Below are 13,759 nucleotides of genomic sequence, written 5' to 3'. Positions count from 1 at the left end.
AAAGTTGAAGGAATTCAAACGCATCGCAATGAGGGCAGAGAAAACGGATGCCTCCTATGCCGCGATGATCAACCTGTGCGCAGCCATCATAAACTCACGATGAATGTCCACAGACCCTAGAAGAATTTTCGAAGAATGGCCTTGTTCGAGGCCGACAGCGGACGGCTGGCTGGCCGATCCGGGTTCAATTCAATTTGCAGGAGCGAATGGCGGATGGTGTTTCAGCTGTTTCGACAGGCCCAGGGCGAGGTTGCGGAGAGCAAAGCCTCGGCTGCGGGGCCGGTGATTGCCTTTCATGGTGGCGGACGGGTGGCGTGGTCGCCGCGCGATAGCTCGTCCCTGACGCGCAATGGATTTGCGGGGAACCCGGTTGGGTTTCGGTGCGTGAAGATGATCGCCGAGGCGGCGGCGGTGCCTTTGGTCGTGCAGGATGACACGACGCGCTATGAGACGCATCCGTTGCTGCGTTTGCTGTCCGCGCCGAATACCGGGCAGGGCCGGGCGGCGTTGATGGAGAATTTCTTTGGGCAGTTGATGCTGACCGGAGATGGGTATTTCGAGGCGGCGGGTGTCGATGTGGATGGGTGCCCGCGAGAGCTGTTCGTGCTGCGCTCGGACCGGATGAAGGTTGTTCCGGGGGCGGATGGCTGGCCGGTGGCCTATGAATATGCGGTTGGGTCGAAGAAGCATCGCTTTGATATGCGGGCGGAGTTTCAGCCGGTTTTGCATGTGCGGAGTTTTCATCCTCAGGACGATCATTATGGCCTGAGCCCGATGCAGGCAGCGGCAAGTGCGCTTGACGTGCATAATGCGGCCTCGCGCTGGTCCAAGGCGCTGCTGGACAATGCGGCGCGGCCTTCGGGGGCGATCGTCTATAAGGGTGTCGATGGGCATGGGCAGCTGGGCAGTGACCAGTATGCGCGACTGGTCGATGAGCTTGAAACGCATCATCAGGGTGCGCGCAATGCGGGCCGTCCGATGTTGCTGGAAGGCGGGCTGGACTGGAAGCCGATGGGGTTCAGCCCCAGTGATATGGAATTTCAGAAGACCAAGGACAGTGCGGCGCGCGAGATTGCGCTGGCCTTTGGTGTTCCGCCGATGCTGTTGGGGCTGCCGGGGGACAATACGTATGCGAATTATCAGGAAGTGAACCGGGCGTTTTATAGGCTGACGGTTTTGCCGCTGGTCGCGAAGGTCGCGGCTGCGCTGAGCGGGTGGTTGCCGCTGGCCTTTGATCCGGCGCTGAAGATTTTGCCTGACCTCGATCAGATCCCGGCGCTGGCGCATGAGCGTGAAGCGCAATGGCGGCGCGTGGGCGAAGCTGATTTCCTGACGCAATCCGAGAAGCGGGCGCTTCTGGGCCTGCCCAAGCTGCCGGAGACGTGATGAGCGAGCGGAGTTCAAGAAGCGGGGGGTCGCGCTTTCTGTACGAGCCGTTCGATGCCAATGCGGCCCGGATCGAAGCCCATGAGCGGGTGACCGAGGAACGCTGGACGGCGTTGGAATATCGGCTTGGTCAGATCGAGACGGCGCTGGACCGGCTGGAACGGCGAATGTGGCTTTCGGTTTCAGGGATTGCGGCCTTTCTGGCGACCGATGTCGTCTACGCGATCATTTCCAAGATACCTTAGAGGATCAGACATGATGACGAGTTTGAGCGCCCCGGCGCTGGAGACGAAATATTGCCAATTGGGCGGGGATATTGCCCTGAAGGACTGCACCATCGAAGGCTATGCGAGCCTGTTTGGGGCGGAGGATCAAGGCGGCGATATCGTGGAACGCGGGGCTTATGCGGGCAGTCTGAATCGCAAGGCGGCGCAAGGCATAAAGATGCTTTGGCAGCATGATCCGACGCGCCCCATTGGTGTGTGGGATGTGATCCGTGAGGATAAGAAGGGGCTGTATGTCCGGGGCCGTCTGCTGAGCGAAGTGCAGGCGGGGCGCGAGGCGCTGGCATTGCTGGAGGCGGGCGCGATTGACGGGTTGTCGATCGGCTATCGCACCTTGCAGGCGGCGAAATCGGCCAGCGGCGGGCGCAAGCTTTTGGAAGTGGACCTTTGGGAAGTATCGGTTGTGACCTTTCCGATGCTGCCCGAAGCGCGGGTGCAGGCGGGCGATCCGGCCGCCGATGATGCGCTGGCGCAAGACCTGGCGGAGACATTTCAGGCCGCCCGGCAAATGTTGGCATGAGCCCATGCCGACCGGAACAACTGACATCACTGAGGAATTGTTGATGCGTGACACTGAGACCAAATCCGGGGCGGGTCTGCCCGCGCCCGGGCAGAAACCGGTCACTGAGGTGAAGGCTGCCATGGCCGGGTTTCTGAGCGACTTCAATGACTTTCAATCCGAAATGAAATCCAGACTTAAAGAACAGGAAACACGTTTGACCATGCTTGATCGCAAATCCCTTGCCGCCGAGCGGCCCGCCCTTTCCCGTAGTGCCGAGACCGAGCTGCCGCATAAGAAGGCCTTTGCCGCCTATCTGCGCTCTGGTGATGATGACGGTTTGCGTCATCTTGAGGTTGAGGAAAAGGCGCTTTCCAGTGCGGTGGCAGCTGAGGGCGGCTATCTGGTTGATCCGCAGACCAGCGAGACGATTGCCAGCGTGCTGCGCGGGGCGTCATCGCTGCGGGCGGTTGCGAATGTGGTGAATGTCGAGGCGACGGCCTATGATGTGCTGGTGGATCATACCGATATTGGTGCGGGCTGGGCGTCCGAAGCCGGACCGCAGGCTGAGACCGGGACGCCGCAACTGGATCGTATCTCAATCCCGCTGCATGAGCTTTCTGCGTTGCCCAAGGCATCGCAGCGTTTGCTGGATGACAGTGCGTTTGATGTCGAAAGCTGGCTGGCGGGCCGCATTGCCGATAAGTTTGCGCGGGCCGAAGGTGATGCGTTTATCAATGGCGATGGTGTCGACAAGCCCAAGGGGTTCCTGACCTATACGACGGTTACGAATGCTGCCTGGAGCTGGGGCAATATCGGGTATGTTGCGACCGGTGCGGATGGTGATTTCTCTTCGACCGATCCGGCGGATGCGATTGTGGATCTGGTTTATGCGCTGGGGGCGCAGTACCGGGCCAATGCAACCTTTGTGATGAATTCCAAAACCGCCGGTGCTGTGCGCAAGATGAAGGATGCGGATGGCCGCTTCTTGTGGGCGGACAGCCTGGCGGCGGGCGAGCCTGCGCGTCTGATGGGCTATCCGGTGCTGATCTCGGAAGATATGCCGGATATTGCGTCCGATGCGAGCTCCATCGCCTTTGGCGATTTCGGTGCGGGCTACACCGTGGCCGAGCGTCCGGATATGCGCATTCTGCGCGATCCGTTCAGCGCCAAGCCGCATGTGCTGTTCTATGCCACCAAGCGGATTGGCGGCGATGTCAGCGACTTTGCTGCGATCAAGCTGCTGAAATTCGGCCTGAGCTAAGGCTTGGCTGATGGCTGCCCCGGGGTTTTCCGGGGCGGTCGGCGCATCCCCTGGGCATCGTCCAGTTTACTGCTCCTCCCTCCGCTTGAGCGGTGCTTTTGGGGGTGCGTCATCATGCGCCCCTTATGGGGGCGAAGTCTGATCAAACAGGAGTGCGCACCGCATGGGCGGATATGTTCTGAAGACGGCATCGTCGGAACTGGACTGGGTCCTGAGCTGGGACAACGGGTATCTGGACGCAGGAGAATTCGTGGACGCTGATCTGGGCTGGCGGGTTTTGCCGGTCGAGGCTGCGGATGACCTGCGGGTTATTTCCCAGCATGTGGAGCGGACGGCTTCGCATGCGGTGGTTGCCGGCGGTGTGCCGGGCAAGGTCTATATGGTGGCCGCGCGGGTGCGGACCACATTCGGGCGTGAGCTGGAACGCTGCGGCGTTATTCGCATCGCGCAATAGGCGATGCCGTCCTTTTGGAGAGTTTCATGAATTTGACAGAACTGACGACGCCCGCTGCGGCGTCCTATCCGCTTGGGCATCTGAAAGATCATCTGCGCCTGTCCGGGCTGAGCGATGACGGATCGCAGGATGCGCTTTTGGAAGGGTATCTGGCCACCGCGATTTCGATGGTCGAAGCGCGGACCGGCAAGGTGCTTTTGGACAAGAATTATGTCTGGGAAATCACGCGATGGCATTCGGATATGCGGCAGGGGTTGCCGGTTGTGCCGGTCACCGCGATCACGCAGGTGGCGCTGGTTGATCTGGGTGGCGTGGAGACGGTCATTGATCCGGCGCGTTATGCGCTCCGTAAGGACGGGTTTCGGCCTGAACTGACCTCGCCCTGTTTGCCGGTCATTCCGGGTAATGGGTCGGCGCGTATCGCGTTTGTGGCCGGGTATGGGCCGAACTGGACGGATGTACCGCATGATCTGGCGCAGGCGGTGGTTCTGCTGGCCTCTTATCTTTATGGCAATCGCGGGGAATGCGGGGCTGAGGCCCGGGCGTTGCCAATTGGCGTGACCATGATCCTTGAACGCTATCGCACCACGCGGCTGGTGGGGGATAGCCTATGAGTTGCATGCGGCTGACCCGGCGGCTGGTGCTGGAAGAACGGCAGAATGTTCCGGATGGGGCAGGTGGATTTGACGTGACCTGGGCCCCGGTTGGGTCGATCTGGGCGAATGTCGCTGCGCGGACGGGACGTGAGACTGTGGTGGAGGGTCGCGATGCGACCATACTGCGGCTCCGCATTACTGTGCGTGGTGCACCGCAAGATGCACCGGCCCGTCCGCGCGCAGACCAGAGGTTCCGCGATGGTGCGCGGATCTACAACATCCAATCGGTGACCGAAGGCGACGATATGGGCCGCTTTCTGATCTGTGATTGTGAGGAGGCGATTGCGACATGACTTATGCGATGTCTCAGGCGTTGCAGGCGGCGGTTTATGAACAGCTGACCAATGACGCCGCTTTGACGGCCCTTGTGGGGGGCGAGGTCCATGACGCGCCTTTGGCTCTGCCGATGGCGGACGTGCCGGAGGTGCATGTCACCATTGGTGAGGAAAAGGTGCGCGATGCATCGACCCAGACCTCAACCGGGGCGGAACATGATTTTACGGTGACGGTGCATTCTACGGCTGCCGGGTTTTCCCGAGCGAAAGAGGCGGCGGGTGCCGTGTGTGAGGCGTTGATTGATGCACCGCTGAGCCTAAGCCGCGGGGCGTTAATCAATTTGCGTTTCCTGTTTGCTAAGGCGGATCGCGGTAAGGCGTCAGCGCCCCGGCGGGTCGCGTTGCGGTTTCGCGCGGTGCTTGAAGACACGGTGTGAGCCTGAATTTCCAATCTGAACAAGGATGACGATGATGGTAGCCCAGAAAGGCAAAGACCTTCTGATCAAGATCGACATGGATGGCACGGGTGCGTTCGACACCGTGGCCGGACTGCGGGCAACGCGGATCACCTTTAACGCTGAGACGGTGGATATCACCAATATGCAAAGTGCCGGGGGTGGCGGGAGTTGCTGGCCGGGACCGGTGTGAAATCGGCGGCGATGTCGGGTTCCGGCGTGTTTCGCGATCAGGACACGGATGAGCGTGTGCGGCAGATCTTTTTTGACGGGGATATCCCGGAATTTCAGGTCGTGATCCCGGATTTCGGGATTGTGGAAGGGCCGTTCCAGATCACCTCGGTCGAGTATGCGGGCGCGCATGATGGGGAGGCGACCTATGAGATGTCGCTGGCCTCAGCCGGGGCGCTGGTCTTTTCGGCGGCGGCCTGATGGCGAACCCGTATCGCGGCGAAGTGGCGCTGACCTTTAACGGGGAGCGCCGTGTCATGCGGCTGAGCCTTGGGGCTTTGGCGGCACTGGAAGATGAGCTGGAGAGCGGGTCGTTGGTTGGTCTGGTCGAGCGGTTTGAGGCGGGCAGTTTTTCGACGCGGGATCTTGTGGCGCTGATTGCGGCTGGGCTGGGCGTTGAAAAGCTGGATGTGCTGGATGGCGAGATTGCAGGCGGGCCGCTGGAGGCGGCGCGCGCGGCGGCGCAGTTGCTGAAAGTGACCTTTGCCGTGCCGGAGGCGGATGCAACGTGAGCAAGGTGGCCTGGCCTGAACTGATGCGGCTGGGGCTGGTGGAGTTGCGGTTGCGACCCGTTGATTTCTGGGACCTGACGCCTGCGGAACTGGTGTTTCTGGCCGGTGGCGGGCAGCAGAGGTCGGCCAGCCTGAGCCGATCCGGATTGGATGATTTGATGGCGCGTTTTCCCGATGCGCCGAAGGGAGACGGCTGAGATGGCTGATATCGAAACCGATTTCGAGGTTCTGGACCAACGTCTGGCAGAGCTGGAAAGCAGCGTGCAGGGCGCGCAGACGATGACGGCAGTTTTTACGACCGAGATGACGGAAGCTGCGGGTGCGATGCGGTCCGCTTCGCGCGATGCGTCGGGGCTGTCGCGGTCGCTGGGGTCGAGCTTAAAGGGCGCGTTTGATGACCTGATCTTTGATGGCGCGCGGCTGTCGGATGTGCTGGGCCAGGTGGGGCGCAGCATTGCCGGCAGCGTGTTCAATTCGGCCATTCGCCCGGTGACCAATGCGCTGGGCGGGCTGCTGACCGAAGGGATCGGCGGGCTGTTCAGTGGTGTCTTTGGGAAGGGGGCTGCCTTTAGTCAGGGCAAGGTTACGCCGTTTGCCAATGGCGGGATCGTGAACAGCCCTACGAGCTTTCCTATGCGTGGTGGCATGGGGCTGATGGGCGAGGCGGGGCCAGAGGCGATTATGCCGCTGACACGCGGGGCCGATGGCCGCTTGGGTGTGCAGGCGCAGGGCGGCGGACGCGCGGTGAATGTGACGATGAACATCACGACGCCGGATGTGGCCGGGTTCAGCCGGTCGCGCAGCCAGATCGCGGCACAGGTCAGCCGGGCGCTGAGCCGCGGTAATCGTAATCTTTGATCAGGCGGGCGGAGGAAGCAGATGAATTTTCATGAAGTACAGTTCCCGACGAACCTGTCCTTCGGCTCGGTCGGTGGACCGGAGCGACGGACAGAGATTGTCACCCTGTCCAACGGGCATGAGGAACGCAACTCCCCCTGGGCGCATTCGCGGCGGCGGTTTGATGCCGGGTTGGGGATGCGGTCGTTAGACGATCTGGAGGTGCTGATTGCGTTTTTTGAGGCGCGCAATGGGCAGCTGTTCGGGTTCCGCTGGAAGGACTGGACGGATTTCAAATCCTGCGTGCCTTCGGACGAGGTGCATGAAACGGATCAGGTCTTGGCTATTGGCGATGGGGAGACAACGGAGTTTCAGTTGTCCAAGACTTACCGGTCAGGTGAGTATACCTATCAGCGGCCCGTTACCAAGCCGGTGGATGGCACAGTGCGGGTGGCGATTTCCGGCGATATCAAAACCGAGGGTGCGGAATACACGATTGACCATGCGACGGGGCTGATCAGCTTTGTTTCACCGCCGCCGCAGGATGCGCAGGTAGAGGCCGGGTTTGAGTTTGATGTGCCGGTGCGGTTTGAGACGGACCGGATTGAAACATCGGTCGCGGGGTTCTCGGTCGGCGAGGCTCCGTCGGTTCCGGTGGTGGAGATCCGGGTATGATCTCAGAGGACTTTCAGGCGGTTCTTGATACCGGGGCGACGCGGTTGTGCCGCTGCTGGCGGTTGACGCGCGAGGATGGGGTCGTGTTCGGGTTTACCGATCACGACCAGGGCTTGCAGTTTGATGGAACGGAGTTTCTGGCGCGCACCGGCATGACGGCGAGTGCGATTGAAAGCTCGACGGGCCTCAGCGTTGACAATGCGCAGGCGGTAGGGGCGCTGACCTCGGACACGTTGCGCGATGATGACATTCTGGCCGGGCGCTTTGATGGCGCAACGGTGGAGCAATGGCTGGTGCATTGGGAAGTGCCGGAGAACCGGGTGCTGCTGTTTCGCGGCTATCTGGGGGAAATCCGGCAGTCGAATGCGACGTTCGAGGTGGAGTTGCGGGGTTTGGCGGAAAAGCTGAACCGACCATTGGGGCGTGCCTATGTGAAGACCTGTGATCGGGAGCTTGGCGATGGGAAATGCGGGGTGGATTTGTCCGGTCCGGCGTTCTTGACGCTTAGCACTGTTGCAGAGGTGCGCGACAACGGGCTGTTCGTGCCGGGTGATCTGAGCGGGTATGCAGAGGGGTGGTTCACCAATGGGAGTGTTGCTTGGCAGAGTGGGGCGAATGCCGGGTTGATTGGCCTGGTGAAGCAGGACGTGACGCTGAATGGGGTTCGGCGGATTGAGCTGTGGCAGGAAGCGCCGTTTGATGTTGCCGCTGGTGATGAGCTTCGTTTGGTTGCCGGGTGCGACAAGAGTGCGGCGGCTTGCAAGACGAAGTTTGATAATTTTCTGAACTTTCGGGGCTTTCCGCATATGCCGGGTGAGGATTGGGTGACGGCCTATCCGCGCCGGGGCGAGGTGCATGACGGGTCCTCGGTCGGGTTTCTGGATCATTTCGATGAGTTCTGAGATCGTTGAGGTAGCGCGTCGCTGGATCGGCACGGCCTATGTGCATCAGGCGTCGTCGCCTGCGGGTACGGATTGTCTGGGGCTTTTGCGGGCAATCTGGCGGGAGCTTTATGGCAGAGGGCCTGAGACGGTGCCGGCCTATTCGCCGGATTGGTCTGAGACGGACGGCCAGGAAAGGCTTTTGGAAGCGGCGGCGCGCCATATGGAGCCTGTCGAGCCAGCGGCCATACAGCCTGGCGATGCGCTGGTCTTTCGTATGCGCGATGGCAGTGTTGGCAAGCATCTGGGCATTCTGGCCCGCGCGCCCCAGGGGCATTTCACATTCATTCATGCCTATTCCCGGCACGGCGTTGTCGAGTCGCCGCTGACTGAGGCTTGGGCGCGCCGGATTGCCGGTGTTTTCAGATTTCCTGACAGGAGTTCCTGATGGCAACAGTTGTACTGGCAGCGGCGGGCGCGGCTGTCGGATCCTCAATCGGTGGGGCGGTGCTGGGGGTGTCCAGTGCCGTGATTGGCAAGGCAGTCGGTGCCACGCTGGGCCGGGTTCTGGACCGCAAGCTGATGGGCAGCGGGGCTGCCCCGGTGGAGGTTGGCCGGGTCGATCGCTTCCGAGTGATGGGATCGCGCGAGGGCACCCCTATTCCGCGCTTGTACGGGCAGATGCGGCTGTCGGGTCAGGTTATCTGGTCCAGTCGGTTTCTGGAAAGCGTCTCGACCAGCGGGGGCGGCAAAGGTGCGCCGCCGACGCCCAGGACCAACACGTATAGCTACTCGATCAGCTTTGCCGTGGCCTTGTGCGAGGGCGAGATTGCGCGGGTTAACCGCATCTGGGCGGATGGCAAACTGATGAGCCTGAAGGGCGTGCAGTACCGGGTTTATCGTGGCACGGAAGATCAGTTGCCTGATCCGCTGATTGCGGCCCTGGTTCCAGGTGGTGATGCGCCAGCCTATCGTGACACGGCCTATGTGGTGTTCGAGGATCTGGACTTGGCCGCCTTTGGCAATCGGATCCCGCAGATGAGCTTTGAGGTGATGCGTAAGGCGGGGGCTGGCACGGGCATTGCCGTGGATGACCCGACGGCGAATATTGCCGGGGTCGCTTTGGTGCCGGGGACGGGGGAGTACGCGCTGGCGACAGAGCCGGTGAAGTTCGTTCGGGGCAAGGGCGTCTCGCATCTGGCGAATGTGAATAATGATCGGGAGGTGCCGGATCTGGTTGCCTCTCTTGGTCAGTTGCAAACCGACTTGCCGCAAGCCGAGGCGGTTTCGCTTGTGGCTACTTGGTTCGGTGATGATCTGCGCGCGCCGTTTTGTCAGATCAGGCCGAAGGTCGAGCAGGAGCAGACTGATGCGGATATGCCCTGGCGGGTTTCCGGGCAAACGCGTGGAACGGCGGATGTTGTGTCTTATGTCGATGGGCGTCCAGGCTTTGGCGGGACGCCGACGGATCAGTCGGTGATCCAGGCCATTCAGGCGCTGCAAGCGGCGGGCAAACATGTCATGTTTTATCCGTTTATTCTGATGGATATCCGGGCCGGGAATGGGTTGGTCGATCCCTATACCGGCGCGGCGGAACAGCCGCCTGTGCCATGGCGCGGGCGGATCACGACGGGGCTTGCGCCGGGGATGCCGGGCAGTGCGGATAAGACCACGGCTGCGGTGGCTGAGGTTGGTGCGTTTTTTGGTGCGGCTGCGGTTGGTGATTTTGCAGGGGCCGGGGATACCGTGGGGTATTCGGGGCCAGCGGAATGGTCGTATCGACACTTTATTCTGCATTATGCGCATCTTTGTGCATTGGCTGGTGGCGTGGAAGCGTTCTGTATCGGCAGCGAGATGCGCGGGCTGACGCAGGTTCGCAGCGGGCCCGAGGACTTCCCGGCAGTGGATCAGCTGATCGCACTGGCCGATGATGTGCGGGCCATTCTGGGGCCTGAGACGAAGATCGGCTATGCGGCGGATTGGTCTGAGTATTTCGGCTATCACCCAAGCGACGGTTCGGGCGATGTGCTGTATCACCTTGATCCGCTTTGGGCGCACCCGGAGATCGATTTTGTCGGGATCGATAATTACGTGCCGCTGTCTGACTGGCGCGAAGGTGATGATCATGCGGATACCGGGGCCGGGTCGATCTATAACATTGATTACCTCAAATCAAACATTGAGGGGGGCGAGGGCTATGACTGGTATTACGCCAATCAGGCGGCCCGCGATGCCCAGCTTCGTTTGCCGATAGAGGATGGCGCTTATGATGACCCTTGGGTTTTCCGCTACAAGGATATCCGAAACTGGTGGGCCCGCCCGCATTGGAACCGGGTCGGTGGTGTCCGAAACGCCGACACCACACCCTGGGTGCCGGAGGGCAAGCCGATCTGGTTTACGGAATTTGGTTGCCCGGCTGTGGACAAGGGGACCAATCAGCCGAATGTGTTTGCGGATCCGCAAAGTTCGGAAAATGCGGTGCCGTATTATTCAACCGGTGGGCAGGATGATTTCATTCAGTCGCGCTATCTTCAGGCGGTAACGGAGTATTGGGCTGATCCGGAGAACAATCCGGTCTCGTTCCTTTATGACGCGTCGATGATCGACATGACAAAGGCGCATGTCTGGGCCTGGGACAGTCGGCCCTGGCCAGATTTTCCGCAGCGGCTGGAAACCTGGGCCGATGGGGTGAATTATGGGCGGGGTCACTGGATCTCGGGCCGGACGCATTTGGTGCCATTGGCGGATGTGGTGACAGAGGTCGCACAAGAATCTGGTGCTGAGTGGTTGGATGTAAGCGGTCTGGATGGCGCGCTGAAGGGCTTTGCCATTGGGGATACGGAGACCGCGCGGCAGAGTTTGCAGGCGCTGATGCTGGCCTATGGCTTCGATAGTTTTGAGCGTGAGGGTGCGCTGACATTCCGCACGCGTACGGGCCGGTCCGAATATCTGCTGGACCGCGATTGGATGGCGGTTGAGGTCGGTGAGACAGAGAGTGCCGTTCTGACCCGAGAGCCGGATGCCGAAGTGCCGGAGCGGGTGCGTGTTGAGTTTGTGGCCCCTGATCAGGACTATCAGGCAGTGGCGGCTGAGGCCGCATACCCTGGCGGCGATCGATTGAACACGGCCATTTCGGATCTGCCGATTGCGCTGGGGCCGAAGGAGGGGCAGGCGGTTGCGGAACGCTGGCTGACAGAGACCAGTGTTGCGCGGGACAGCATGAGTTTCTCTTTGCCTCGTTCGGATCAGTCGATTGGTGTCGGGGATGTCGTTGAGTTGCGTCAGAGCGGGCGCGACATGGTGTTTCGTATCGACCGGGTTGAGGAAACCGAGGCACGAGCCTTTGAGGCTGTGCGGATCGAGCCGGGGGTTTACCGACCCAAGGTGCGTCTGCCTGATCTGGTGCGTAGGCCGGTCGTGCGGCCAGCCTCGGGGGTCTATGCAGAATTCATGGACCTGCCGCTTTTGACCGGCAATGAGCTAGAGGATGCGCCGCATGTAGCCGTGGCCGCAGACCCATGGCCCGGGCCTGTGGCTGTCTATGCCGCCAATCAGGACGCGAACTATCAGTTGAACGGGCAGGTTTTGCGGCCTTCGATCATGGGGGAAACGATGACCTCGTTGGCGGCGGCAATGCCTTCGCTTTGGTCGCGGGCGACCTTGCGTGTGAGAATTGATGCGGGGGAGCTTCAGTCGGCCCCCAGGATTGATGTGCTGAACGGTATGAATGCGGCGGCTTTGCGCCAGGGGGCAGGTGACTGGGAGGTGATCCAGTTCGAGGCTGCAACGCTTGTGGCGCAAGGTGAATATGAATTGACCGGGCTGTTGCGCGGGCAGGCTGGAACGGACGCAGTGATGCCGCCAGTCTGGCCCGTCGGCACGGATTTTGTGCTGCTGGATGGAGCGGCGCAACAGATCAGCCTGCCGTCTTCGGCCCGGGGGCTGGAGCGGCACTACCGGGTGGGGCCTGCGCATCTGTCTTATGACGATGCAGCCTTTTTGCATCAGGTGCAGGCGTTTGACGGGGTCGGGTTGCGGCCCTATGCGCCTGCGCATCTGCGGGCGGTCCGCAAGCCGAACGGCGATATTGAGATCGGCTGGATCAGGCGCACCCGCATCGATGGTGATGCCTGGCGCGAGGCGGAGGTGCCCCTGGGTGAGGCGTCAGAGCGCTATGAGCTGAGGATTATCAGCGGACCGACCGTGATCCGGGTGTTCAGCCCGGATGCCCCATGGTGACTTACACCGCGGCAGAGCAGGCGACGGATGGTGTGCCGCCAACATTTGAAATTGAAGCAGCGCAGGTTTCGGACCGGTTTGGGTCTGGGCCTTATACGAGGATCACATTTGATGGTTGAGACATATCAGTTTGGCCTGCCACTGATGCAGGCGGCACAGGCGCAGAAGCATGTGACGGTCAATGAAGCGCTGGCGCGACTGGATGCTATGGCGCAGTTGCGGGTGGTGTCATCGGCGTTAACCACGCCGCCGGGTGGGGCGGTGGATGGTGCGGCTTATGTCGTGGCTGGCGGCGGTTCAGGCGATTGGGCCGGGCACGGAGGCGAAATTGCGATCTGGGTCAATGGCGGCTGGGCCTTCATTTCACCCAAGCTGGGCTGGCGGCTATGGGATGAGGCGGCTGGAGTAACAGCCATGTTCGATGGTCAGGGCTGGGTAAGGGATACGGTTGCGCTATCACCCGGCGGGGCGGCAACGCAGCAAAGAGTTGTCGAGATTGATCACCTGCTGTCTGCCGGGGCAAGTTCAACGGTTGTCGGAGCGATACCGCCTTTTGCTCAGGTAACTGGTGTGACAGGGCGGGTTTTGCAGGCTGTCACAGGCACATTGACGGGGTGGCGGCTGGGTGTGTTGGGGGCGGAGGACCGCTATGGCTCTGGTTTGGGTTTGGGCGTTAACAGCTATGTTCTGGGGGTGAGTGGGACACCTGTGACTTACTACGGTGCGACGGACCTTTTACTGACAAGCGAGGCAGGAGACTTTGCGGGGGGTGAGATCCGGCTAGCAATCCATGTCACCATGTTGCGCCCGCCGGTCGCCGTTTGATGATGTATCTTTGGGTCTTGTTGACAGGCATTGTTGGCGGTCTGGCAGCCACCGCCATCTTCGGATTGTTGCGCGCACGGGTGTTGGCGCGGCGATCTGGGTCTCAGGCTATTCGGCGTATTGTTCCACGCTGAGAACCCGATAGGTGGGTTTCACCCACCCTACCACATGCGCACCGTAGGGTGGGTGAAACCCACCATGGATTCCTATCAGTTTGCGGTATTTTATATGAAGAATGTACGATTGCAGTTGTCTGGTCGGCTAATCTGCTTGAAATTGTCAAGGA

Annotated in this window: 15 protein-coding genes and 2 pseudogenes; all 17 read left to right on the top strand. The window is 60.9% G+C overall.

What is annotated here, in order from left to right:
• Positions 1–213: 213 nt before the first annotated feature.
• On the top strand, positions 214–1,386 hold the full coding sequence (locus tag ACW9UQ_RS07010) for a phage portal protein (RefSeq protein WP_458930291.1): 1,173 nt from the start codon (positions 214–216) through the stop codon (positions 1,384–1,386).
• Positions 1,386–1,631 carry a GTA head formation protein, RCAP_rcc01685 family gene (locus ACW9UQ_RS07005; protein WP_458930290.1) on the top strand — a complete coding sequence of 82 codons (246 nt, stop codon included), beginning with the start codon at positions 1,386–1,388 and terminating at the stop codon, positions 1,629–1,631. Before ACW9UQ_RS07010 ends, ACW9UQ_RS07005 begins: the two co-directional genes overlap by 1 nt.
• 13 nt (positions 1,632–1,644) lie before the next feature.
• Positions 1,645–2,190 carry an HK97 family phage prohead protease gene (locus ACW9UQ_RS07000; RefSeq protein ID WP_458930289.1) on the top strand — a complete coding sequence of 182 codons (546 nt, stop codon included), beginning with the start codon at positions 1,645–1,647 and terminating at the stop codon, positions 2,188–2,190.
• A 43-nt stretch (positions 2,191–2,233) separates the two neighbouring features.
• Entirely contained in the window at positions 2,234–3,433 is a 1,200-nt protein-coding gene (locus tag ACW9UQ_RS06995; RefSeq protein ID WP_458930288.1) for a phage major capsid protein, read from the top strand.
• A gap of 163 nt (positions 3,434–3,596) precedes the next feature.
• Positions 3,597–3,887, top strand: coding sequence for a phage fiber-tail adaptor protein (locus ACW9UQ_RS06990; protein WP_458930287.1), 291 nt, complete (start codon positions 3,597–3,599; stop codon positions 3,885–3,887).
• A gap of 26 nt (positions 3,888–3,913) precedes the next feature.
• Positions 3,914–4,501, top strand: coding sequence for a head-tail connector protein (locus tag ACW9UQ_RS06985; protein ID WP_458930286.1), 588 nt, complete (start codon positions 3,914–3,916; stop codon positions 4,499–4,501).
• The gene (locus ACW9UQ_RS06980) at positions 4,498–4,836 is read left to right on the top strand and encodes a head-tail adaptor protein (protein ID WP_458930285.1); all 339 of its coding nucleotides are present in this window, start codon (positions 4,498–4,500) and stop codon (positions 4,834–4,836) included. Before ACW9UQ_RS06985 ends, ACW9UQ_RS06980 begins: the two co-directional genes overlap by 4 nt.
• Positions 4,833–5,255, top strand: a complete 423-nt coding sequence (locus tag ACW9UQ_RS06975) for a DUF3168 domain-containing protein (RefSeq protein WP_458930284.1) — start codon at positions 4,833–4,835, stop codon at positions 5,253–5,255. The genes ACW9UQ_RS06980 and ACW9UQ_RS06975 overlap by 4 nt, the downstream gene beginning before the upstream one ends.
• A gap of 34 nt (positions 5,256–5,289) precedes the next feature.
• Positions 5,290–5,705, top strand: a pseudogene (locus ACW9UQ_RS06970) (phage major tail protein, TP901-1 family).
• Entirely contained in the window at positions 5,705–6,016 is a 312-nt protein-coding gene (locus ACW9UQ_RS06965) for a gene transfer agent family protein (RefSeq protein ID WP_458930283.1), read from the top strand. The pseudogene ACW9UQ_RS06970 and the gene ACW9UQ_RS06965 overlap by 1 nt, the downstream one beginning before the upstream one ends.
• Complete coding sequence (locus tag ACW9UQ_RS06960; RefSeq protein WP_458930282.1) at positions 6,013–6,213, top strand: rcc01693 family protein; 201 nt, start codon at positions 6,013–6,015, stop codon at positions 6,211–6,213. Before ACW9UQ_RS06965 ends, ACW9UQ_RS06960 begins: the two co-directional genes overlap by 4 nt.
• A 1-nt stretch (position 6,214) precedes the next feature.
• Positions 6,215–6,874, top strand: coding sequence for a phage tail tape measure protein (locus ACW9UQ_RS06955; protein ID WP_458930281.1), 660 nt, complete (start codon positions 6,215–6,217; stop codon positions 6,872–6,874).
• 21 nt (positions 6,875–6,895) lie between these two features.
• Positions 6,896–7,528, top strand: coding sequence for a phage distal tail protein, Rcc01695 family (locus ACW9UQ_RS06950; protein ID WP_458930280.1), 633 nt, complete (start codon positions 6,896–6,898; stop codon positions 7,526–7,528).
• Positions 7,525–8,430, top strand: coding sequence for a DUF2163 domain-containing protein (locus ACW9UQ_RS06945; RefSeq protein WP_458930279.1), 906 nt, complete (start codon positions 7,525–7,527; stop codon positions 8,428–8,430). Before ACW9UQ_RS06950 ends, ACW9UQ_RS06945 begins: the two co-directional genes overlap by 4 nt.
• Positions 8,420–8,857, top strand: a complete 438-nt coding sequence (locus ACW9UQ_RS06940; RefSeq protein WP_458930278.1) for an NlpC/P60 family protein — start codon at positions 8,420–8,422, stop codon at positions 8,855–8,857. Before ACW9UQ_RS06945 ends, ACW9UQ_RS06940 begins: the two co-directional genes overlap by 11 nt.
• Positions 8,857–12,767 (top strand): annotated as a pseudogene (locus tag ACW9UQ_RS06935) (baseplate multidomain protein megatron). The gene ACW9UQ_RS06940 and the pseudogene ACW9UQ_RS06935 overlap by 1 nt, the downstream one beginning before the upstream one ends.
• Entirely contained in the window at positions 12,760–13,473 is a 714-nt protein-coding gene (locus tag ACW9UQ_RS06930; protein ID WP_458930277.1) for a DUF2793 domain-containing protein, read from the top strand. Before ACW9UQ_RS06935 ends, ACW9UQ_RS06930 begins: the two are co-directional and overlap by 8 nt.
• The last annotated feature ends 286 nt before the right edge of the window (positions 13,474–13,759 follow it).

It is taken from the genome of Halovulum sp. GXIMD14793 (assembly GCF_054457435.1).
The sequence above is the reverse complement of the archived record's forward strand: the minus strand, read 5'-3'. Positions and strand labels throughout refer to the sequence as shown.